Genomic DNA, 23,113 nt, shown 5'->3' on the forward strand with positions numbered 1-23,113 from the left:
AACCAAGTCATAATAGGATTATGCCTATCTTTGGCCAACAGACCAAGAAGTATCTTGAATGGAAAAAAATTTAATTAAGGAAGGAAAGTTCCGGTATATAGAGATAGGCGAAGGAACGCCGCTCATTATTTTACACGGTCTCATGGGAGGGCTAAGCAACTTTCAAGGTGTCACCGACTACTTTCCGAAAAAGGGGTATAAGGTGCTCATACCCGAGCTACCGATTTACGATATGCCAATGCTTAAGACCAACGTAAAGCAATTTGCCAAGTTCTTGGCCAAATTCATTGAGTTCAAGCAGCTTGACAACGTTATACTACTGGGCAATTCCCTTGGAGGGCATATTGGCCTCCTACACACGAAACTCTATCCGAAAATGGTAAAGGCCCTCATTATAACCGGAAGCTCCGGATTGTACGAGAGCGCCATGGGCGATGGGTATCCAAGACGAGGCGATTACGAGTTCATAAAGAAGAAGGCCCAAGATGTATTTTACGATCCCGAGATCGCCACCAAAGAAATCGTAGACGAAGTATTTGCCACGGTCAACGACCGTAAAAAGATCATAAAGACCTTGGCAATCGCCAAAAGTGCCATTAGGCACAATATGGCCGACGACCTTCCTAAAATGAACACCCCTATATGTATTATCTGGGGAGAGAACGACAGTGTAACACCACCCGACGTAGCCAAACTCTTTCACGAGCTGCTACCCGACTCGGATCTTTACTGGATCGAAAAGTGTGGCCATGCCCCTATGATGGAGCATCCTGACAAGTTCAACGAGATTCTTGACAGCTGGCTGACCAAACGCAATTTCTAACAACCCTTCACTTCTCTTAAACAAGCTTAAAGGTGAACATTAAATCGGCAAATTTCGTAATCAGCAATACCGATGTGGCCAAGTGCCCCAACGAACCCTTGCCCGAGTACGCCTTTATCGGAAGATCAAACGTAGGCAAATCATCTTTGATCAACAGCCTAACCGAGCGAAAAAGCCTGGCCAAGACATCGGGCCGACCGGGCAAGACCCAATTGATCAACCACTTTAAGATCAACGGTAATTGGTTCTTGGTCGATTTACCCGGATATGGTTACGCCCGAGTGTCGAAAAAGAGCAAGAACACTTTTCAAAAATACATTACCGACTATTTTATCAAGCGCGAACAACTGGTCTGCGCCTTTGTTCTAGTCGATATTCGCCACGAACCGCAAAAAATAGACATGGAATTCATGGAGTGGCTGGGCGAGAACAACATTCCGTTCTGCATTATCTTTACCAAAGCCGATAAACTCAAGCCCAAGGCCATAGAAGAAAACGTAAACAAGTATATCTCGGAATTATTGAACGGGGTATGGGAAGAAGCCCCCTCCTATTTTATCACTTCCTCATCAAAGGGCTATGGCCGTGACGACGTACTCAATTTTATAGACAACATCAATGCCGACTTTTTTAAGGCTACAAAAGCTTAGGCCTTCACCCTTTCTTCAATAAGCCGTATCAACGATTGTGCATCTTCAATGGTATTCATTTCCTCCGTAGACACAAATACCTGAAGCTCTCCATTGCCCTGGGCCAATATGATCGGAAAACTAAACTTATTGCCAAACTTGGAAGCGTATTGCTTCTTGTATTCATCTTTGTGCAAAAACTCCATTTCCAAATCGGTTTGCTCCCGAAATTGCTTCCAAATTTTGTTCTCGGTAAACACCCCAAAGGTAATATCGCATAAATTACAATTGTACGTACTGGGGTTTAAAATTTTGTGGGCACTATCTAACAATGCGTTTTTCAAACCAGAATCGGCGTTGTAGATAAAAATAAGTTTTTGAATATCGGAATCTTTCATAATGCAATGTAAAACTATATATTTATGTACTTAAAAGAACAAAAGCCATGACCTATAAATCAACCGTATTACTTTTGTTCTTGATTACGGCTTTCTTTTCCTGTAAGTCACAACAACCGACCTTAACTTACAGTAGCGAGGACTTAAAAATCATCCCGCTCTCCAAAAACAGCTTCGTCCATATCTCTTACCTATCGACCGGAGACTTTGGAAAAGTGGCCTGTAACGGACTTATCTACATAAACCAAGGCCAGGCCGTTGTTTTCGATACGCCCACCGACAACGAAACTTCCGAAGAGCTCATCCATTGGATAACCGAAACTAAAAAACAACAGATCAAGGCCGTGGTCATCAACCACTTTCACGACGACTGCCTTGGCGGGATCGAGGCCTTTCACGAACTAAGCATTCCCTCTTACGCTAGCAATACGACCATAGAACTTGCTAAAAAAGAAGGAAACCCGGTTCCACAAATTGGTTTTGACACCACCAACGAACTGACCATTGGGAAGCAAAAAATAATCAACCGTCATTTTGGCGAGGCCCATACCAAAGACAACATTGTAAGTTACATCCCTAGCGAGCACCTCCTTTTTGGCGGATGCGCCCTTAAATCGCTCAATGCCGCCAAAGGATACCTAGGCGATGCGAACACCAACGAATGGGGCAACACCATCAAAAAGATAAAAGCAGCCTATCCCGACCTTAAAACGGCCATTCCCGGACACGGGGAATACGGAGGCTCAGAATTACTGGATTATACCATTTCCCTTTTTAGCACGAAACAATAAGCCAACACAATATTCAAAGACCCAACACTATGCACACTACAATACACAAAGCAGACACCAGAGGTCACGCCAACCATGGCTGGCTAAACAGCTACCACACCTTTAGCTTCGCCAACTACCATGACCTCGAGCGCATGAATTTTGGTGTATTAAGGGTGCTAAACGACGACCAAGTAGCCGCCGGAATGGGTTTTAACACCCACACCCACAAGAATATGGAAATCATCTCCATTCCCCTAGAGGGCGACCTGGAACACAAAGACGATATGGGCAACACCACAATCATACGTCAAGGCGACATACAGGCCATGAGTGCCGGAACGGGAATACAACATAGCGAAAAGAACAAAAGTCGGGATCAGCAGGTAAAATTCCTGCAAATATGGGTACTCCCCAACAAGGTCAACGTGAGTCCACGTTACGACCAAATCAGCCTCAAGCCCGATAGCCTTAAGAACAATCTACAACAGATAGTTTCGCCCCATGCCGATGACGACGGCATTTGGATCCATCAAAACGCATGGTTTCACCTAGGCGATTTTGACAAAGGCCAAAAGACCACTTACCAACTTAAAGACCCTGCAAACGGCGTCTATATTTTTCTTTTGGAAGGAAAATGTACGGCCAACGGTATTGCCCTGGACAAAAGGGACGGATTGGGAATAGAGGAAGCCGAGCGTATAGACCTCTCCTATCTTGAAAATTCAAAAATCCTTTTAATGGAAGTCCCTATGGCCAATTAGAAAAGTCCTTATTTTAAATCCAATTTTTCCGCAAAATAATCGCAAAAATCTTTCATCGTTGCGGTCATTTTCTCGTCTTGGGTGGCTTTCATAAAGGTATCGGACAAAGAAACCAAAGTCTGATGGAAGAATATTTTCATTTCATCAACGGGCATATCTTTTGTCCACAAGTCTATCTTGAGTGATTCTTTCGACTTACTGTCCCAAACCGACAAAAGCATGGCCTTAGCCTCTTCGTTGTCTATTCCCCCGTCTTGAGCCGACCATGTAAGTTCTTCGGGTACGCGGTTTTCGTCTAAACCAACTTTCAACGTTATTTCTGAAGTGTGCAACTTTGCCATATTATTTCTTCGGTTTGTAATTTGATTTTTTAAATATTTCCTCTGCCGGCAAATTGAGCATTTGCTGCAAGCTTAACTCGTTCCTATCCATAAACGCCCTTACGATCTGCCAACCTATAAACCGGCCTATACGTCCTGGCGACTCATTATCGAGTTCCAGTCCGAACTTCGAAAAAGGAGCCAGATCAAGAAAGCGAGGCCCTAACTTATTATCGGTACTATATAAATATTCCCTTTCAATAAAATTCCGCCATATAGGCTCTTCATTGGCTATGGCCCAGGCCAATTGCTCTTCGGAATAATTGATCCGCTGGGCTTCCGAAACCAAGGGCAACAATCTATCCTTAAGGTAGAGTTCTTTGCCGTAGTAGATCATTTGCGCCAAAAAGCTTCTGTCGTTTGGGGCGGGCACCACTTTTTTCGCAAAGGCACTGGCCACATCAACCGTCAAATAGCGTTTGTCAAGATCTGCCCTGATGTACTTTTGAATATCGACGTAAAACCTATGGTCGGCACCCAAGTAGTTATCGAGACCTATAAGCAATAGCGTATCGGTCAAAATAACACGGTTGCTATAATCGACATCGGAAGTCACCGTTACGACCTTTGGCGCATCGAATTGCGGGAAATAATATTTTATATGCTTGAACAAAAGCTCGAGCGACTGCTCTTCTTCCGAAAAATCGGAAAAGGCCTTTTCCACCTCGTCTAAAAGTTCCACCTGAACCGTATCCTGCATTTTAGCTATCCAAATACTATCTGAATACTGTTTCGGGAACAGATAGGGGTATTTTTTCTTCAATACCGGCAAATCTTCGGGTCGGGCCGCCGCAAATTCCTTATCGAACCTATCGATTTGCACATCTAATTTTATCTTCTTGACATCTTCAGACAGCTTTACACTTTCTTTACACCCGATAAATGAGGTAGAAATTGTAAAAATGACAAAAAACGTCGCCAGTTTAGAAAGTAATTTCCGATTGATTTCAATATTTAACCTCAAGACATTAATTTTAGGGCACAAAGTTAGTCGATTCCGACAAAATGAACATCCTATGCAGACAGAAAAGGTAATAGATTATATTGTTGACTGGTTAAAAGAATATGCCGTAAACGCGAAAATGAAAGGATTTGTCATCGGCATATCAGGAGGAATCGACTCTGCGGTAACTTCTACCCTCTGTGCCAAGACAGGTCTTGAGCTCTTATGTCTTGAAATGCCGATACATCAAGCCGAAAATCAGGTTACGCGGGCTTCCCGACACATTGAGTGGTTACAACACAATTTTAAAAACGTAAAACGGCATGCCGTAAACCTAACACCGGTATTCGACAGCCTTGTTGCCGCGCTCCCTCCCGTCGAAAACGAAGAGGAGCGTTTTATGTCCTTGGCGAACACGAGGGCACGTTTACGCATGAGCTCACTTTATTATTTTGCGGCCCTTGACGGCTACCTGGTTGCCGGAACGGGAAACAAGGTAGAAGATTTCGGCGTAGGATTTTACACCAAGTACGGGGACGGCGGTGTCGACCTTAGCCCGATTGCCGACCTATTAAAGACCCAAGTATACGAAATAGCCCGTGTTCTAGGGATTAACGACGATATTCAAAAAGCGGCACCAACAGACGGCCTGTGGGGCGATGACCGTACCGACGAAGATCAGATAGGTGCAAGCTATCCTGAACTGGAATGGGCCATGAAAATGCAGGAAGAAGGTAAAACCGCCGATGATTTTACTGGTCGTGACAAGGAAGTCTTTCTAATCTATACGAAGTTCAATTCCGCTAACCGCCACAAGATGATTCCGATACCCGTATGCGAAATACCACACAGCTTATTATAGTAACTTGACCTAAAAGGTGGTAGTCTAATCGAATAAATTCATAAAAAGCCCGTTTTTTATGAAAAAAATAGCAAATTTGTTTAAAGAATTAGATTTTTAAGCCTTACATTGCATGTCAGTATTTTTAGACGGGCTAACAAGCGTTTATTGATCTAGATTAAAACTATCAACATGATAAAAGTATTAATTGCGGACAACCATCCCATTATTAGAATGGGTGTGACTAATGTTCTTGAATCTGCAAATGGGTTTGAAATGGTAGGTGCAGTATCAACGACTTCGGAACTTTTCAAAAAATTGGAAAGTACAAGTCCCGATGTCGTAATGCTGGAAATGGACATTCCTGAAATCAATGGAATAGCCACGCTAAGAAAAATCAAAAAAGAACACCCTAACGTAAAAGTGCTAATGTACAGCGGTCAATCTGAAGACGTGTATGCATTAAGTACGATTCGCGCCGGTGCCTTTGGATATCTTTCGAAAGCTTCTGACATCGATTACATTATCACTGCAGTAAAAAAAGTAAGCGAAGGTAACATGTTCATCACGAACGAACTCGCCCAACGATTGGCTTTCGACGAAGGTACACAGAAACCAAGAAGGTTCTTTAGAAAACTTTCTACACGTGAGGTGGAAGTACTGAAATTACTAGCTAGCGGGAAGCGAAACAAAGATGTTGCCATCGGTTTGAACTTAAACGAAAAAACGGTCAGCACCTATAAGGCGCGTTTGATGAAAAAGTTAAACGTAGACAATATGGTAGACCTTTTGCAACAGGCAAAAGCGTTAGAATTGTACTAACAAGACCCTTCGTAAGACGTACAGACCCTGATGATTTCATTAGGGTTTTTTTATGCCCCAATATTTCGTTTTCACCTTAGCCAATAATCAAGAAAGCACACGGTTCAGTTTTTTGTTCAACAACTTATTGAGTTGCAGGTAGTTCATAATCTCCTCAAGGGTTTCCCTATGGTCTTGCTGGCTTTCCTTCGTATGTTCTTGCAATGACGTCATCCGCTTCTTTATAAGAAAACAACGCAAGGTCAAAATGGTCTCACTTACCAATTGGGCCACCCCCTTTTTCTTCTCTTTCGGGTAAATATCCTTTCTTTCCCAACTATGGAGCACATACTTTTCCTCTTCCATCAATATGGAGGAAATTTCCGATACCAACGGTTGGTCCAAGCCACTTAAAAACGTATTTATCGTAAAATTGGTATCTTGGTTCAATGCCTCGATGAGTTTATAATAAATGTTTCGAAACTGCTCGTTCGCCAATTCGATTTCATCATCTTGCAGGTCCAAATAAATTTTTTCGTATACCTTGGCCTCTATCGACTCAGGCTCAAGTATCAGATCGCCCTTCTCGTTTTCTTTGAGCACCAAATCTTCAAACTCTTGTTTTTCATCCCCATAAAGCAACAACAGTTCAATAATCTTACGTTCGAGCAAATATTGTACATCTACCTTCTCTTCGGGTGCATCGTTCTTTACAACATCAAATGCCGTCTGCGGAGGCTGTTGTTTTTTTGCGGTATCAGAGGCTACCTTCTTGCCCATTTGCGCCAAAGTACTGAACAACACCCCTTCGGATACCTTCATGATATTGGCACATTCCTGAACATATATCTCCCGCTTGATCGCATCGGGTATCTTCGAGATACTCTGTACGATATCGCGAACCGTATCGGCCCGCTTTATAGGATCGTTGGCCGCCTCTTGAGCCAATAAACCGGCTTTAAACTGAATAAAGTCTTGTGATTTCTCCTCGAGATAGCGCTGTACATCTTCAAGGGCATTATTTTTGGCAAAACTATCTGGGTCTTCCCCTTCCGGAAAGGTACAGACCTTAACGTTCATACCCTGTTCCAAAATTAAGTCGATACCGCGCAAAGATGCCCGTAGGCCGGCAGCATCGCCATCAAAAAGAACCGTAATGTTTTTTGTCAACCTATTGATCAGCCGTATCTGCTCAGGTGTTAGGGCCGTACCACTAGACGATACTACGTTGTGAATTCCCCTTTGATAGAACTGTATCACATCGGTATACCCTTCTACCAAATAACAATTATCTTCTTTGGCTATGGACTGTTTGGCATAATAGATTCCGTAAAGCACCTTGCTCTTGTGGTAGATATCGCTTTCGGGGGAATTTAGGTATTTGGCGGCCTTTTTATCATTACCAAGAATACGCCCTCCAAACCCTAAGACCCTACCGCTCATGGAATGTATCGGAAACATTACCCGGCCCTTAAACCGATCAAAGGTTTTTGGGTTATTCGGGTTTTGACCATCGTGTTTTACAATGGTAAGTCCGGTTTTCTCAAGGTAGTTCAGCTTGTAACCTTCCTCTAGGGCAGCCTTGGTAAAACCGTCCCACTGATCAAGACAATACCCAAGATTGAATTTTTTTATAGTGTCTTCGGTAAAGCCCCTTTCCTTAAAATAACTCAATCCAATGGCCTTGCCCAGCTCACTCTCCCATAACATTTGGGCAAAGTGCTTCTGCGCATATTCGGAAACCAGGTACATACTCTCACGCTCATCGGCCTCTTGCCGTTGCTCATCGGTCCGTTCGGTCTCCTCTATCTCTATATTGTATTTTTTCGCCAAGTATTTTATGGCTTCGGGATAGGTAAAATGTTCGTGCTCCATTAAAAAGGCCACCACATTCCCGCCCTTTCCGCTACTAAAATCCTTCCAGATCTGTTTTACGGGAGACACCATAAAACTAGGTGTCCGCTCGTCGGAAAAAGGGCTGAGCCCCTTAAAGTTAGACCCCGACTTTTTCAATTGCACAAAATCTCCGATAACCTCTTCTAAACGGGCAGTTTCGTATACTTGGTCAATTGTGGTTTTAGAAATCAATTTTGGTGATTTTTATGTGAAAACGAATCTCACAAAGATAAAAAGAAAAGTACTCTACCCTATTTTCAGGGATATCATTTTAGCTAGCAAAAGGGTATTTTACACCCAGCCATTGTCTCAACTTTGCCCCATAGATTTTTAACCCTATTACAAACCTAAAAAAACAACATTATGATCTGGGGAATTACATTAATTTTATTGAGTATCGTAGCCGTACCATCATTACTGCTATCAAAAAAACCGAACGCCGAAGAACTCTTGGAAAAAATAGAGCCCTACCAAGGATGGATCGGTATTGTATTTTGCTTCTGGGGCGTGTGGGGCATTATTAGCGCCATCTTAAACCTAGGATGGCTGACCTCCGCTCCGGTCTGGTGGATTACCTTTCTTGCCGGCAACATTGTTTCGGCAGGACTTGGTTTTATGTTGGGCTCAGGGCTCATTAACAAACTATTTCTATCAAACCGCCAAGATGCACGTGCGAAAGCCGAAGAGCTACGCCAAAAAATTGCACCGAAACAAGGCAAATTGGGGATATTGGGCATATTCATAGGTAGCTGGATGATTGTCGCCTCATTTTTATACTCCGTTGCATAAGTTTAAGGCACCTGAAACGTTTATTCAAAAAAATACATACTTTTTTACATCACCCAAAAGTCGATTCCATGAAAAAAGCAATAACAAGTTTAACCTTAATTTTTTTCTCATTTATGACATTTGCACAAAACAGCCATCCGAACAGTATTAACGTCAACGGTACTTACGAATACAGTATAACACCGGAATACAGCTGTAGAATGGTCGTAAGCCTAAACAATGTGTATTACGATTCACAAACCATGAGCCTTGAAGAGGTAAAATCGGGATACTTCGAAAAACTGACGAAAGCCGGTATCAAAAAAGAGCGCCTTAAAGAATCGACCCTGTATTACGAGCTATTGGGCTACGAGAAAGAAGGTACCGTAATCGAGTTCAGGACCAAGTCCCTCGATGAAATGCAAAAATTCCTTCATGTAAAATCGATTGGCGTTACCCGTTCCGATACGAATTTTGAAGTAGAGCTAAGTGAGGACGAAATGGCCGATTTTGCAAAACACGCCTATGAAGACGCGAAGAGCAAGGCTGCATCGATTGCCCAAAAAATTGGGCGAAAAATAGGCAAGGCCTTATACATTAGCGATACCAACCCCAGCAGGATTTCAGAATCTTTGTATTACGGCCATACCGACGAGAAGAGGTTGTACGCAATCTCCGTATCGTTTGAGCTCTTATAAAGGGAATACACTTATTCTAAGGACTATTTTACGACTCCTCGACTTAAGATAAGTCGAGGAGTTTTTTTTATGGAAAGGCTTCCGGTAAAAATTTGATCCACCTACTTTTTCCGGTCGACAACGTAGTTGACCATCAACTCAAGGGAATCCCTATAGCTTGACGGCGGATAGCTGGCAAGGATTTTCAAGGCCTCCTCCTTAAAGAAAAGCATTCGTTGTACGGCGTAATCCAATCCCCCATTATTTTTCACGAAGGCAATCACCTCCTTGACCCGCTTCTTATCTTTGTTGTGGTTCTTTACGGAATTGATCAGCCATTTTTTTTCGGCCTTAGAACAAGTGTTAAGCGTATAGATCAGTGGCAGGGTCATTTTTTGCTCCTTGATATCGATCCCTGTAGGCTTTCCTATCTTGTCCTCCCCATAATCAAAAAGGTCGTCCTTTATTTGAAAGGCCATACCACAAAGCTCCCCGAACCTACGGAAGGTCTCTACATCAGGTGAATCCGGCTGTACGGAACAAGCCCCCAAACTACAACAAGCCGCAATCAGGGTCGCCGTTTTCTGTCTGATAATATTGTAATACACCTCTTCGGTAATATCTAGGCGACGCGCTTTTTCTATTTGCAATAGTTCACCCTCGCTCATTTCACGTACAGCTACCGAAATAATTTTTAAGAGATCAAAATCTTCGTTATCTATGGAGAGCAACAAGCCCTTTGATAGAAGATAGTCACCGACCAATACGGCAATCTTATTCTTCCATAGGGCGTTTATCGAGAAGAAACCCCTGCGCTTATTACTTTCATCAACCACGTCGTCGTGGACCAATGTGGCGGTATGTATCAATTCGATTACCGATGCCCCACGGTAGGTACGTTCGTTTACCACTCCATTATTGAGCATCTTGGCGGTAAGAAATACGAACATAGGCCGCATTTGCTTTCCCTTACGATTAACGATGTAATAGGTAATACGGTTCAGCAGCGCCACTTTAGAAGACATGGCCTCGCGGAACTTCGTCTCAAAAAGCTCCATCTCTTGGTTTACTGGCTCTTTTATTTGCGCTACTATTTTCAAAAAAATCGGTTTAGCTGGTTACCTACTTAAGCGCATAAATTTAAGGAAAAAGAAATGAGTACATCCTATGCTTCCCCTAGTAATCGCAAAAAGCACAAAAGATAGTCTGATCGTACGATTTACCCTATAAAAAACAGATAATTTGAATACACGTTCCACCTCAGAAATACACGAATTCCCTATTGTTTATTAGCCAACTGACCACAGGCGGCATCGATATCCTTGCCCCGCGACCTTCTCACCGTAACTACTATACCGTTTCTTTCCAAGGTATTCACGTACATGTCTATGGCACTGTTCGAAGCCTGTTGAAATTCGCCGTCATCTATGGGGTTATACTCAATAAGGTTCACCTTTGAAGGGGCAAACCTGCAGAAATCAACCAAGGCATCGACATCGGTCTGCGAATCGTTTATACCTTGCCATACGACATATTCGTAGGTTATTCTACTTTTCGTCTTTGCATACCAATACTCCAAGGCCTCTCGAAGGTCGGCCAAAGTAAAGGTAGCGTTAAAGGGCATTATAGAGGTACGGATATCATCAATAGCGGAGTGCAACGATACCGCCAATTTAAACTTCACCTCATCATCGGCCATTTTTCGTATCATCTTCGGCACACCTGAAGTGGAGACCGTAATACGCTTTGGCGACATACCCAGACCTTCTGGGGAAGTAATCTTATCTATGGCCTTCAATACATTATTGTAATTCATGAGCGGCTCTCCCATACCCATAAAAACAATATTGCTCAAAGGTCTATCGAAATACAGGCGACTCTCATTATCGATTGCCACCACCTGATCATAAATCTCATCAGGATTGAGGTTTCGCATCCGCTTTAAACGGGCCGTAGCGCAAAACCGGCAATCGAGACTACATCCTACTTGACTCGAAACACAGGCCGTAGTTCTGGTCTTTGTGGGAATAAGCACCGATTCAACCACCAAATCATCGTGCAAAATGACGGCATTCTTGATCGTACCGTCATTGCTACGCTGCATTTGGTCTACCTTTATATGGTTGATTACAAAATTGGCCTCGAGCATATCCCTGGTTTCCTTTGAAATATTGGTCATACCCTCAAAGGAGTGGGCCGCCTTTTGCCATAGCCACTCGTAGACCTGATTGCCCCGAAAAGCCTTATCTCCTTGTGAGACAAAGAAATTTCGCAATTGCTCTTTGGTCAATGCCCGTATGTCTTTTTTTTGTGCCTTCACATTTTAGAAGCTAAAAACCCTTCTTTACTTAATATACAAATAAAGAAGGGCTTGAAATTTATGCTTTTGCCAGCTTGGCAAAATTAGATTATTAGCATGGCATCACCATATGAATAGAACTTGTACTGCTCTAAAATGGCTTCCTTATAAGCTTTTTTCATCAAATCATGACCAACAAAGGCAGACACCATCATCAACAAAGTTGATTTAGGTAAGTGAAAATTGGTCACCATACAGTTGGCAATACTGAAATCGTAAGGAGGGAAGATAAATTTATTCGTCCATCCATCAAAAGTATTCAGGGTATGCTCAGAAGAAACGGCACTTTCAAGTCCGCGCATAACGGTAGTACCTACGGCACAGATGCGTTTTTTCTTCAACTTGGCATTATTGACAATTTCCGTAGCCTTTTCATCTATGACCAGTTCTTCACTGTCCATTTTATGCTTGGACAAATCTTCTACCTCAACAGGGTTGAAGGTACCCAAACCTACATGTAAAGTTACCTCGGCAAAATCAACTCCTTTGATCTCAAGGCGTTTCAGCAAATGCTTTGAAAAGTGAAGCCCTGCTGTTGGTGCCGCAACCGCTCCTTCATGCTTTGCATAAATGGTTTGGTAACGCTCCTCATCTTCCGGCTCTACGTCTCTCTTTATATATTTTGGCAATGGTGTTTGACCAAGCTCACGAAGTTTTCTTCTAAAATCGATATATGAACCATCATAAAGAAAACGCAAGGTTCTTCCTCTTGACGTGGTGTTATCTATAACTTCCGCTACCAAGGTTTCGTCTTCACCAAAATACAATTTGTTTCCGATACGTATTTTACGTGCAGGATCAACAAGAACATCCCAAAGGCGTTGTTCCTCATTTAATTCCCTCAACAAAAACACTTCGATCCTTGCCCCGGTCTTTTCCTTATTACCGTATAAGCGGGCAGGAAAAACCTTAGTATTGTTCAAAACCATTACATCGCCTTCATCAAAATAATTGATAAGGTCTTTGAACATTTTATGTTCTATTTTTCCGGTTTCTCGGTGAATGACCATTAACTTGGACTCATCCCTATTCTCAGCTGGGTATTCGGCCAATAAATTATCAGGTAATTCAAAATGGAAGTGCGATAGTTTCATTTATGAAATTTAGTTAAAAGTTTTGCGGTTGCAAATATACGATGTGTGGATAGGGGTTGTCAAGTAAAACACCGATTATATTGATTCTTATTGCATTGCACGGCATCACCAACCGATACATCTCCTCCAAAAAATCAAAAATATTTTTACAACACCCTAAATTACAGTCAATTACACCTCATCAACCAAGAAAGTCAATTTTTCAAGATCTTTCCAAAAATCAGGATATGATTTTGAAACCACCTCGGCGTCGTTCACATACAGCGGTATTTTCATGGCCAAGGGAGCAAAAGCCATGGCCATTCTGTGGTCATTATACGTATCTATGGCCACTTCGGCCTTCATGGTTCCCGAGAGCCCCAGGGTCAAGTCCTTGTCCGTTACGGAAATATCGGCACCCAGTTTCGACAGTTCGGTATGCAAAGCTTCCAAGCGATCGGTCTCCTTGATCTTTAAGGTATGCAAGCCGGTCAAGTGGCAACCCATTCCGAGTCCGAAACACGTAACGGCAATGGTTTGCGCTATATCGGGTGCGTTGCCCAAATCAAACTGTACCGTTTGTCCCTTTGGGGCCCCAACTTTCCTTAAGACAAGGGTGTTCCCTTCAAAACGGGTCTCCACACCAAATTCGGTATACAATTCCTGAAGAACACTATCTCCCTGTAGACTATTATCTTTATAGGCAGACAAGCAGATTTCACTACCGACCTCGCTCAAGGCAACAATGCTATAATAGTAAGAGGCAGAGCTCCAATCGGATTCCACCACCAAATTAACAGGACCTACCTTTGCTTTGGGCGACACTTTTATAGTATTGCCCTCGAAAGAGTTTTCCACCCCTATCTGAGACAAAAGGGCCAGGGTCATTTTTATATAGGGTACTGAAGTAATCTTACCGACCAACTCCAATTCGAGTCCGTTTTCAAGACTGGGCGCAATCAATAACAAGGAAGAGATATACTGGCTACTGATATTGGCAGGAAGGCTCACTTGACTTTTCTCCAGTTTCTTTCCCTTGATCAAAATCGGGGGATAGCCCTCATTTTTTCCATATGAAATCTCCGCTCCTAAATGCCGCAAGGCCTCAACAAGCACCTTGACCGGTCTTTCGGTCATACGTTTTGAGCCGGTGAGCGTTACCTGTTTACCCTCTTGTGAGGCAAAAAATCCGGTAAGAAAACGCATAGCGGTACCCGCATGGTGAATATCCACTACCCCATTTCCTATTTTCAACCCCTTTTGCATCACCTCTGCATCATCGGAGTTCGAAAGATTGTCAATGCTGATATTCGGATACAAGGCCTGCAGCAACAAAGACCGATTCGACTCACTTTTTGAGCCTGTAATCTGTATATTGTTACGCAATAATTGGTTTGACGGAGCGGATAGGTGTAGTTTCAAAAGTTGTTCTCTTTAATAGGTTCTTAAACCGGACAGATCACTTGGCGACCTATACGTTTGCCCTATGCTGATAGGGTATAATTTAAGTTGCCAAATATAATACTATTTGAGCTTTTCATTGTTGTGATGACGGTCATGATCTCGTTTTGTTTTCAAATCGAGCTTTTTATCAAAAGCCTTTTGAAGATCCACCCCGGTTTGATTGGCCAAACAGAGGGTTACAAAAAGAACGTCGGCCAATTCTTCACCAAGGTCTTTGTTCTTGTCCGACTCTTTTTCACTTTGTTCGCCATACCTGCGGGCAATAATACGGGCGACCTCGCCTACTTCCTCGGTAAGCTGTGCCATATTGGTCAATTCGTTAAAATAACGCACCCCGTGTTCTTTGATCCACTTATCTACTCTTTCCTGTGCTGTCTGAAGTTCCATTGGTAGTAATTTTGGATAAAACTACTTTTTCTGTTTGTTTTTCAACAACATTTTTAAAGAATTCTTTTAAAGAAGAATAGTGTTCAGACCCTATAACCGCTTGATTTAATTTAAGATCTATCATGAGTTGTAACTGCCGGCCACCACTCAAAATTTTATATTGAAAGCTTCCCATATTATCCATCATACCAATATTCATGTCTGCTGGTTTTGATATTACTTCATAATCATCTGGAATAGAAATAATCACCAAATATTTATCTCTCTTGGGAAACATCAAATCTATAGGGTATTTTCTCTCTTCCTGTTTGAAAGGATTTTCAGCCTCTACCAGGTGAAACAAGGGGGAAAAATAAATCTTATCCCCAACTACATCTGCCTGTTTATCCAAAACAAACTCATAGCTCTCTTGTACAGACTTACCATTACCTTTCTTATTTTTAATTAGATAGTTTGAAATTTCAATACCGTTGTTTCGGTTTTCCAGTTTTTCCAGATAGTCGTCTTCGTTGCTACTGCCGTACGTATTCCTAAACAAATAAGCGTTATAGTAATGACCCGTACTCCTAAATTTACCTTTCACCTCGCCATTTTCATCTAGCTTAACGTTCATTTGCACGTTCTCTAGTGAAAGTTGACTGGGCAAAAGATTTATTGAAACTGAAGAGCCATCTTTTTCGATTTTCTTACCAAACCAATTCAACGCCCTTGTCGGCAATAAATTAGGACTGGTATATTTATTGGTGGCATCTAGCAATATCATTTCTCCGTCAATTTCAACAGAAGCTATCACATAATTGAATCCTTCCATAGTCGGAAACAAAGGAATACCGTGCCCTCTTGTACTCACCAAAACAGGCTTGGCGTTCAAGCCGGCCTCTTGCAACATAGCCGTTAACATAAGATTGATATCGGCTACATTACCAGAACGTTCTTTATAGGCTCTTTTCACCCCCTTATCTACAGAGTAACCATAAATATTGTTCCAAGTCATACGGTTTTGTACATGGAAGAATATAGCTGCCATCAAATCAATTGAAGATGATGTACTTTTCTTTAAGACTACGAGATCCTCATCAAAATATTTGTTTGAGGTTAATTGCCCGCCAAAATCACTACTCTTATATATATTTTTAATTACATCCTCCCAAGTAGTCGTGTAGTTTTTCTGCATTTGCTCAGGAAACTTTATATACTGAAGCTCATATTTAACGGCACTTCTATAATTATTCATATCGTTTACGAAAGGCTCTTCCTTTAAAGCCGGCACGTCGCTCATATTATAATCCGTACTATTTATCTTATAATCAATATTTTGATTTATGTATTTTGTAGTAGTCGGAGCAACCCCTCCTGGGGTAGATCTTATTGAACCAGTTAAATTAATACTGCCAGATTTTGAGCTGTACTTGGGAGCTACGGTTAAATACCCTTTGATAAAGGGTTTAAAATTGAAATATTCCGGTGTGGCAAAACTTATTTCTTGTCTTTTTATCGGAATATCATATTGTAATACAATTTCATCTACAGAATAGAAAAATGGAGACGTAATCCTATATTGATATTCGATAACAGAACCTTCTTTTATATTCGGAAGGGTAAATTTCCCTTCCTTTCGGTACTTACTCAGTTCAGTCGTAAACACGGCGGATTTTTCCATTTTACTTTTTTCAACCTTCCCGTTCACCAAATTATAGGTATATGCCTTTAACCCAGAAATGGACTCCACATCACTATCGTCCTTATATAGCGTTTGTGAAATGGTGGCATAATCAAACCCCGCCTTATTATATATTTTAATGCGTTCAAAGACATCGGTTATTACTTTAAATCCAATGCCTTTAGTATAATCGAACCTGATGTTCTTACTCCTGTACAAAACCGTGGCAGCAGCAGTGGAATCTTTGGGATTAAAGGTTTCTTTTAACTCTTGCTCAGAAACTTTTCCGAATTTAAAATTTTGGGCATTTACCGAAAACACCACGGTTAAAAGAACCCAAAAAAGAGTTGTTCTAGTCTGTATCATGTTATTGGTTTTATGTAAAAAGTGGTTTGCTATTCTTTAAGAAGTACGATTGGTGCGTTATCTATACTCGCTACTTCCTTTCTAAAATCACGATAATCTTTATATTTTTCCTTAGGGTATAAACCTTTTTTCAAAAAAAAGCGTCGTTCATAATTGACGGTATTACTTTCTTCATTGCGTTCAAAATTTACGGTATATACCCCAAATTCATTTTCAATTTTCTTTGTACTTGGCAGCGTCTCTACCACATATCCTTCCGGAAGCCTGATTGTTGAATTATCCTCCTCTAAATATCCACGCTGAATTTCAAAAGGCAATTTTCTGTTCCGATAGCGGTCTGGAATAATATTTCTATTATTGAAAGCATTGGCTATAAAAAAAATTCTTTCCCCACTTGTAGAAGCATAATTTGTTGCACTAAAAGATATGTTCTCATTAAAGACCACATCCTTTTTATTGTTTTCAAAATGATAATTGACAACAGTAAGGTTATTTATGGAACTCCACCTATTTTTAATTTGTCTTACAATTTCCACTTCGGTTTCTTCCTCTAATCTAAAATGACTATTGTATTTGCTTCCTTTAGTCACAACCTCAGTTTGCCCAGATATACTACCATCAGGTTTTAATTCATATGTTGCTATAATGGATTGGTAATTATCTTCATTTACATAGGCCGTTGTAGTTATAATTTCACCTCCATCCGGCTTTACGACCATAACTTTTCTATCATCCGTAAAACTACCGATATACCCAAATGGAAGAATTTGTGACGTACAGTCCAACCAATAATACTTGTCGTTATAGGGTATACATAGAATTACATGGTTCCCCTGTGCCAAATCGGCGAAGTCATCTTCAAAATCAACTTTATCGTTTCCTGCCTCAACCACGGCATAGTAAGCTGTTACCCCTACTGCTTTTAACAATGCCCCGGTATAGTTCGAAAGACCTTTACAATCGCCATACTTTACACGGTCTACCTCTACGGCCGCAATAGGCTGCAGTCCACCAATACCTATTTGCACACTTACGTACCTAGTATTTTCCTGAACGTATTTATAAATAATCTTTGCTTTTTCAAGATTATCTTCCACCCCCGCCACTAAAGCTTTGGCTTTTGCGATAGTTTCCGGGCTAAGCTCATCTCTCCCCGATAAAAGTTTATTGCCTACCCAAGAACCAAGTTCGGCCCAATTGTCTACAGAACCATCAAATCCTTTATAATGAAAATTCTTGATTCTAGTCATCAAACTCGGAGTGATTCTTTTGAACGAAGGACTCATACTTTCCCTCTTTACAGCAGGGATATTATTCGCCAAGTAGCTTATTGAGTTGTTTGTTTCATTTTTTTCAAATTTGAAATTCTCCAAATTTTTCTCATGGATTATCGGCCTTAGACTTGGCTCTGCATAGGTAATGGAATAAAAGCTCTTCTCTACACTTGCAAAGAATCCTCCCAAAAAATACCAAGAAGGGATTGCTCCGGTATCAGATGTTTCATATTCATAGTTAAACTCAACCGTGTAAGGATAATTAATAGGGGTATAATTGTAGTACAGCTTACGGTAATCGTTATAAAGCGAAAAACCATCCACTATGTTTACATCCCTAAAATCCTTCTTTTTAATTTTTTCTATTTGCCTCCCTGCCGCATCATAAACAACAACATTAAGATTCTTTATGTTTTTTGAACCATCATACCCCAAGGCGGTCCTAGCGTGTTGGTCTCCTGCCCGGTTCAGAACGGTAACCACTTGTTTGCTCTTAACCGTCATTTTTTTTGAAGAAAAAATGTGAATATCCATCCTATCCAAGCGTACCACTGCATTGGCCATTTCGGTCAAATCCTCGTTTAGAAAAAGAGCTGGATAGTTTGAGTCTTGGGCATTTAAAAAGAAACTTATGAAAAGTAATGGAAATAAAAGCGGTAATCGCATTGCTTAGGTTTGGCATTGAAATTCAACACAAAACATACATTTTTCTTACATAGCGAAGAAAAAAATCGACAAAAAGCGCTTATTCCTTGTTTTTTGTATCTATTGCAATGGTAACCGGACCATCATTGAGCAAGTCGACCTTCATATCGGCGCCAAAAATTCCCGTACCTATTTTTTTGCCCAAATCGACCTCCATTTGCTGCACGAACTTTTCGTATAAGGGAATCGCCACATCGGGTTTGGAAGCTTTGATATAAGATGGCCTATTGCCTTTTTTAGTAGCGGCATGCAAGGTAAACTGACTGACCACAATGGCATCGCCCCCTACAGCTTTGAGCGACTCGTTCATGACACCATTGGCATCGTTAAAAATTCTAAGGTTCACGATTTTACGTGACAACCATTCAATATCCTCTTGCCCGTCGGCATCTTCAATGCCCAGTAAGATCAAAAGTCCGTTCCGTATTTCTGATATTATTTGGCCGTCTACCCTTACACTGGCCCTTGACACTCTTTGAATAATGGCTCGCATCGTTCTTAAACTGATTTCTTATTTTCTGATTCTACACCAAGAGCTACTTTTTTACGTCGTGGATATCGACCCTATAATTTTCCTCTTCTCCGGTTACCATTTGCACATAGCTCCTATAACGGCTCCATGCGACCTCCTCGTTTTCCAAGGCTTCCTTCACGGCACACTTTGGTTCATCGAGGTGTAGGCAATTGTTAAATTTGCAATTCCCCTTGAGTTTGAAAAATTCCGGAAAATAATCCCCTATTTCCTCCTTTTCCATATCCACGATACCAAAGCCCTTAATACCCGGCGTATCGATAATACGCGCCCCAAAATCCAAGTCGAACATTTCGGCAAATGTAGTGGTATGCTGGCCTTGTAGATGTTGTCCGGAGATTTCGGTAGTTTTCAAATTGAGTTTTGGCTCCAGGGCGTTCACCAATGTAGACTTTCCTGCACCGGAATGCCCTGCAAACATACTGGTTTTACCGACCATCATTTCCTTTACCTTATCTACATTTTTACCAGACTTGGCCGAAATACCGATACAGGTATATCCCACATTTCTATAAAGCTCGGCCAGGTATTTAATTTCCGCCAGTTCTTCAATAGTATAGCTATCCACTTTATTAAAAAGTAGAACGGCAGGAATATCATAGGCTTCGGCAGTAGCGAGAAAACGGTCTATAAAAATCGTATAGGTGGTCGGGTTGTTTAAAGTGACCAATAGAAACACCTGATCTAAATTGGCCGCAATAATATGCGTTTGTTTTGAAAGGTTTACCGATTTTCGAATGATGTAGTTCTTACGATCGTCAATACCGTGAATGGTGCCTACGGTATCATCGCCCAATTGTTCTATTTTGAACGCCACCTCATCCCCCACGGCGATGGGGTTCGTACTTTTTATCCCCTGAATCCTAAACTTACCCTTAATACGGCATTCGTAAAATTCGCCATCTTGCGTTTTTACGGTATACCAACTTCCGGTAGATTTATATACAGTTCCTTTCATTCTTTTCAATTTCATTACAAAGAAACAACTTTACTTCATACTATCAGCTTAAAACAGGCTGTCTTAAAGCTTGTTCCAACAAAAAAAGCCCCTATTCCCCCTCTGTTTTTTCACTATAAATGCAACCTTTTAGACTTTACTTTTGTCTTTACTAAACCTAATTTAAATTTTAAACGATGAAAAAGATAGCCGTAATAGCCTTTGTTTTAATTGCCACAACCCTCAGTGTGAACGCCCAAGAAATAAAAATAATTACCAGTGTCGAGTCTATTGTACCCAGCGGACTAGGGCGCTCAAGAATCATTGATGCCCAAGAGGAAAAGGATTTTGAAGAATATACCTCTGAACAGACCGAGGAAGACAATACCCGAAACAAATCTAAAAGGGGCACTATCAGGGTAAAGAATTTTGAGGAAACCAAACTCCTCAACTTTTACAATATTGCCGGTATCCGCTTTCAAAATATTGCCGCGAACGATGCCGTTATCTCCTCGAAACTTACGAATATGCTTCAAGAAGGATGGGAGCTGGTCTTTGTAACCAGTGGCGTAGAAGCCGATGCCGGCGACAACGATGCCCAGGGAATTTTCATTACGCGATATATTTTCAGAAGGGACTAAAAACACATAAAACGGCTTGTCTTTCGACAAGCCGTTTTATTATAGTATATCGAATAGGTACTACTATCCGTTTACAATCTTCTCTTGATGATTGATCGACTCTTGGTGAATGGCCTTGAACATTTTAAGGACAAATTCTTCACTCAATCCGCGAGATTCCCCTTCCAAGATCATGGCTCCCAAAATCTGGTTCCAACGGTTCGACTGTAGTACGGCTACATTCTTCTGTTTTTTAAGCTCACCAATACTATCCGACACCTTCATACGTTTGCCCATAGTATCGATCAACTGGTTGTCGAGAATATCTATTTGCGCCCTAAGGTTGCTCAATTTAGCATTGTATTCGGCTTCGCTGTCGGTCTCTTTCCTGATACGCAAATCTCTCATGATCTGCACCAACTTCTCCGGAGTAACCTGCTGAGCGGCATCACTCCAAGCATTGTCGGGATCAAAATGGGTCTCGATCATCAATCCGTCGAAGTTCAGATCAAGTGCCGTTTGCGAAACATCAAAGATCATATCACGCTTACCGGTAATATGCGATGGGTCATTGATCAAAGGCAAATCGGGAAACTTGTTTTGGAACTCGATGGCCAATTGCCATTCGGGAATGTTCCTGTACTTCGTTTTCTCATAGGTAGAGAATCCTCTGTGGATGGCCCCTAACTTTCTGATCCCGGCGGTATGCAAACGTTCGATACCACCCAACCATAAAGCCAAATCAGGGTTTACAGGGTTCTTCACCAATACGATCTTATCAGTACCTTCCAAGGCATCTGCCAATTCTTGCATGATAAACGGACTCACGGTCGAGCGCGCTCCGATCCACAATAGATCTACATCATACTCCAATGCCAATTCAACATGGGCACGATTGGCTACCTCTGTGGCCGTTTTTAATCCGGTTTCTTCCTTAACCTTCTGTAACCACTTCAAACCAAGTGCGCCAACACCTTCAAAGTTTCCTGGTCGTGTTCTTGGTTTCCAGATACCCGCACGGTAGTAGTTTACGTCGGTATCTTTTAACTCGTGAGCAATACGCAACACTTGTTCTTCGGTTTCAGCACTACATGGCCCTGCTATTACTAGTGGATGGTCTAACCCCATATCATCCAACCATGTTCTCATTTCTTTTGAATTCTCCATTACTTCTTGTTTAGTGGTATTCCGTTTAAAATTTCCTTTATTTTATTAGTATCGTTCATTTCGTTAAAAATTCCCGTGTAATCTCCTTTTTCCAATAGCTGTTTAAACTCTTGGAGGTTCTGTATATATTCGGTCAAAGTTTCGACCACATTGTCTTTATTCTGTTTAAAAATTGGCGTCCACATGGCCGGCGAACTCTTGGCCAACCTTACCGTACTCTCGAAACCACTGCCCGCCATGTCAAAAATATCACGTTCATTTTTCTCTTTATCGATTACGGTCTTTCCCAACATAAAAGAGCTGATATGTGACAAATGCGACACATAGGCAATGTGCTTGTCATGGGCATCGGGGTTCATGTACCGAATACGCATTCCTATCTGCTGAAAAAGTTCCAGGGCCTTTTCCTGAAGCTTAAAGGCGGTTTTCTCTATCTCGCAGATAATATTCGTTTTACCCACGTATAAATTTTCAATGGCCGCCGACGGTCCCGAATGCTCCGTACCCGCAATGGGGTGCGCCGCCAGGTAATTTCTTCGTTTAGGGTGCGAATCTAAGGTTTTACAGATCAAACTTTTTGTAGACCCGCCATCAAAGACCACACAATCATCGTTAACCGCATCCAATATCTTAGGAAGCTCGGTAACCATAACATCTACGGGAATGCTAACAATGACCATATCGGCCACCCCTAGATCGTCGTAACTCGACTCTACATCGATGATCCCCAGATCCAAGGCTTCGCGCAAATGCGAAACATTCGTATCTATACCGTAAATCTTGCACTCTGGGCGCAGGCGTTTGATATCCTTTGCAAAGGAACCTCCTATCAACCCGACACCAACTATAAAAACATTCATTTTATCAACTCTTGTTCGT

At 41.6% G+C, this 23,113-nt stretch carries 24 protein-coding genes; 9 read left to right on the forward strand and 15 right to left on the reverse strand.

The window, feature by feature from the left end:
- The first annotated feature begins 58 nt into the window (after positions 1-58).
- Positions 59-823, forward strand: a complete 765-nt coding sequence (locus tag ZOBGAL_RS03790; protein ID WP_013992180.1) for an alpha/beta fold hydrolase — start codon at positions 59-61, stop codon at positions 821-823.
- Positions 824-855: 32 nt separating this feature from the next.
- The gene (gene yihA, locus ZOBGAL_RS03795; RefSeq protein WP_013992181.1) at positions 856-1,473 is read left to right on the forward strand and encodes a ribosome biogenesis GTP-binding protein YihA/YsxC; all 618 of its coding nucleotides are present in this window, start codon (positions 856-858) and stop codon (positions 1,471-1,473) included.
- On the opposite strand, the gene ZOBGAL_RS03800 is transcribed toward yihA, so the two are convergent.
- Positions 1,470-1,850: a hypothetical protein gene (locus ZOBGAL_RS03800; RefSeq protein WP_013992182.1), complete on the reverse strand. Its 381-nt coding sequence runs from the start codon at positions 1,848-1,850 to the stop codon at positions 1,470-1,472. The genes yihA and ZOBGAL_RS03800 overlap by 4 nt on opposite strands.
- A 47-nt stretch (positions 1,851-1,897) precedes the next feature.
- On the opposite strand from ZOBGAL_RS03800, the gene ZOBGAL_RS03805 reads away from it, so the two are divergent.
- Together ZOBGAL_RS03805 and ZOBGAL_RS03810 are read left to right on the forward strand one after the other, a co-directional pair.
- Entirely contained in the window at positions 1,898-2,641 is a 744-nt protein-coding gene (locus tag ZOBGAL_RS03805) for a subclass B1 metallo-beta-lactamase ZOG-1 (RefSeq protein ID WP_013992183.1), read from the forward strand.
- Positions 2,642-2,670: 29 nt separating this feature from the next.
- Complete coding sequence (locus tag ZOBGAL_RS03810; protein WP_013992184.1) at positions 2,671-3,384, forward strand: pirin family protein; 714 nt, start codon at positions 2,671-2,673, stop codon at positions 3,382-3,384.
- A gap of 8 nt (positions 3,385-3,392) precedes the next feature.
- Here ZOBGAL_RS03810 and gldC read toward each other — a convergent pair whose 3' ends face one another.
- Positions 3,393-3,725, reverse strand: a complete 333-nt coding sequence (gene gldC, locus ZOBGAL_RS03815; protein WP_013992185.1) for a gliding motility protein GldC — start codon at positions 3,723-3,725, stop codon at positions 3,393-3,395.
- Between the two features lies 1 nt (position 3,726).
- Complete coding sequence (gene gldB, locus ZOBGAL_RS03820; RefSeq protein ID WP_449488404.1) at positions 3,727-4,644, reverse strand: gliding motility lipoprotein GldB; 918 nt, start codon at positions 4,642-4,644, stop codon at positions 3,727-3,729.
- A gap of 136 nt (positions 4,645-4,780) precedes the next feature.
- Here gldB and nadE point away from each other — a divergent pair, with 136 nt between their 5' ends.
- A complete protein-coding gene (nadE, locus tag ZOBGAL_RS03825) occupies positions 4,781-5,569 on the forward strand; it encodes an NAD(+) synthase (RefSeq protein ID WP_046287320.1) in 789 nt (262 codons plus the stop codon).
- Between the two features lie 171 nt (positions 5,570-5,740).
- On the forward strand, positions 5,741-6,370 hold the full coding sequence (locus ZOBGAL_RS03830) for a response regulator (protein WP_013992188.1): 630 nt from the start codon (positions 5,741-5,743) through the stop codon (positions 6,368-6,370).
- A gap of 87 nt (positions 6,371-6,457) precedes the next feature.
- On the opposite strand, the gene dnaG is transcribed toward ZOBGAL_RS03830, so the two are convergent.
- Positions 6,458-8,437: a DNA primase gene (gene dnaG, locus ZOBGAL_RS03835; protein ID WP_013992189.1), complete on the reverse strand. Its 1,980-nt coding sequence runs from the start codon at positions 8,435-8,437 to the stop codon at positions 6,458-6,460.
- Between the two features lie 171 nt (positions 8,438-8,608).
- Between dnaG and ZOBGAL_RS03840 the strand changes: the two genes are divergently transcribed.
- The gene (locus ZOBGAL_RS03840) at positions 8,609-9,034 is read left to right on the forward strand and encodes a hypothetical protein (protein WP_013992191.1); all 426 of its coding nucleotides are present in this window, start codon (positions 8,609-8,611) and stop codon (positions 9,032-9,034) included.
- 113 nt (positions 9,035-9,147) lie between these two features.
- On the forward strand, positions 9,148-9,711 hold the full coding sequence (locus tag ZOBGAL_RS03845; protein ID WP_013992192.1) for an SIMPL domain-containing protein: 564 nt from the start codon (positions 9,148-9,150) through the stop codon (positions 9,709-9,711).
- Positions 9,712-9,812: 101 nt separating this feature from the next.
- Here the strand turns inward: ZOBGAL_RS03845 and ZOBGAL_RS03850 are convergent, their stop codons facing one another.
- The 9 genes from ZOBGAL_RS03850 to rsgA form a co-directional block, all read right to left on the reverse strand.
- Positions 9,813-10,790 (reverse strand): polyprenyl synthetase family protein, encoded by a 978-nt coding sequence (locus ZOBGAL_RS03850; protein ID WP_013992193.1) that lies wholly within the window; start codon positions 10,788-10,790, stop codon positions 9,813-9,815.
- A gap of 179 nt (positions 10,791-10,969) precedes the next feature.
- Entirely contained in the window at positions 10,970-12,010 is a 1,041-nt protein-coding gene (rlmN, locus tag ZOBGAL_RS03855) for a 23S rRNA (adenine(2503)-C(2))-methyltransferase RlmN (RefSeq protein WP_013992194.1), read from the reverse strand.
- Positions 12,011-12,093: 83 nt separating this feature from the next.
- Positions 12,094-13,143 (reverse strand): tRNA preQ1(34) S-adenosylmethionine ribosyltransferase-isomerase QueA, encoded by a 1,050-nt coding sequence (gene queA, locus ZOBGAL_RS03860; protein ID WP_013992195.1) that lies wholly within the window; start codon positions 13,141-13,143, stop codon positions 12,094-12,096.
- Between the two features lie 171 nt (positions 13,144-13,314).
- Complete coding sequence (locus ZOBGAL_RS03865; RefSeq protein WP_013992196.1) at positions 13,315-14,544, reverse strand: 3-phosphoshikimate 1-carboxyvinyltransferase; 1,230 nt, start codon at positions 14,542-14,544, stop codon at positions 13,315-13,317.
- Between the two features lie 102 nt (positions 14,545-14,646).
- Positions 14,647-14,973, reverse strand: a complete 327-nt coding sequence (locus ZOBGAL_RS03870; protein ID WP_013992197.1) for a nucleotide pyrophosphohydrolase — start codon at positions 14,971-14,973, stop codon at positions 14,647-14,649.
- A complete protein-coding gene (locus tag ZOBGAL_RS03875; protein WP_013992198.1) occupies positions 14,939-16,999 on the reverse strand; it encodes a DUF3857 domain-containing protein in 2,061 nt (686 codons plus the stop codon). The genes ZOBGAL_RS03870 and ZOBGAL_RS03875 overlap by 35 nt, the downstream gene beginning before the upstream one ends.
- Positions 17,000-17,028: 29 nt before the next feature.
- A complete protein-coding gene (locus ZOBGAL_RS03880; protein WP_013992199.1) occupies positions 17,029-18,939 on the reverse strand; it encodes a DUF3857 domain-containing protein in 1,911 nt (636 codons plus the stop codon).
- Positions 18,940-19,018: 79 nt separating this feature from the next.
- Entirely contained in the window at positions 19,019-19,471 is a 453-nt protein-coding gene (gene dtd / locus ZOBGAL_RS03885; protein WP_013992200.1) for a D-aminoacyl-tRNA deacylase, read from the reverse strand.
- Between the two features lie 43 nt (positions 19,472-19,514).
- On the reverse strand, positions 19,515-20,468 hold the full coding sequence (rsgA, locus tag ZOBGAL_RS03890) for a ribosome small subunit-dependent GTPase A (RefSeq protein ID WP_046287736.1): 954 nt from the start codon (positions 20,466-20,468) through the stop codon (positions 19,515-19,517).
- Positions 20,469-20,644: 176 nt separating this feature from the next.
- On the opposite strand from rsgA, the gene ZOBGAL_RS03895 reads away from it, so the two are divergent.
- Positions 20,645-21,088 carry a hypothetical protein gene (locus ZOBGAL_RS03895; protein WP_013992202.1) on the forward strand — a complete coding sequence of 148 codons (444 nt, stop codon included), beginning with the start codon at positions 20,645-20,647 and terminating at the stop codon, positions 21,086-21,088.
- A gap of 63 nt (positions 21,089-21,151) precedes the next feature.
- On the opposite strand, the gene ZOBGAL_RS03900 is transcribed toward ZOBGAL_RS03895, so the two are convergent.
- Together ZOBGAL_RS03900 and ZOBGAL_RS03905 are read right to left on the reverse strand one after the other, a co-directional pair.
- Positions 21,152-22,234, reverse strand: a complete 1,083-nt coding sequence (locus ZOBGAL_RS03900; protein ID WP_013992203.1) for a bifunctional 3-deoxy-7-phosphoheptulonate synthase/chorismate mutase type II — start codon at positions 22,232-22,234, stop codon at positions 21,152-21,154.
- Positions 22,234-23,094, reverse strand: coding sequence for a prephenate dehydrogenase (locus ZOBGAL_RS03905; RefSeq protein ID WP_013992204.1), 861 nt, complete (start codon positions 23,092-23,094; stop codon positions 22,234-22,236). Before ZOBGAL_RS03905 ends, ZOBGAL_RS03900 begins: the two co-directional genes overlap by 1 nt.
- Positions 23,095-23,113 lie beyond the last annotated feature (19 nt).

This window comes from Zobellia galactanivorans (assembly GCF_000973105.1).
In the GTDB taxonomy this organism is placed as follows: Bacteria; Bacteroidota; Bacteroidia; order Flavobacteriales; family Flavobacteriaceae; genus Zobellia; species Zobellia galactanivorans.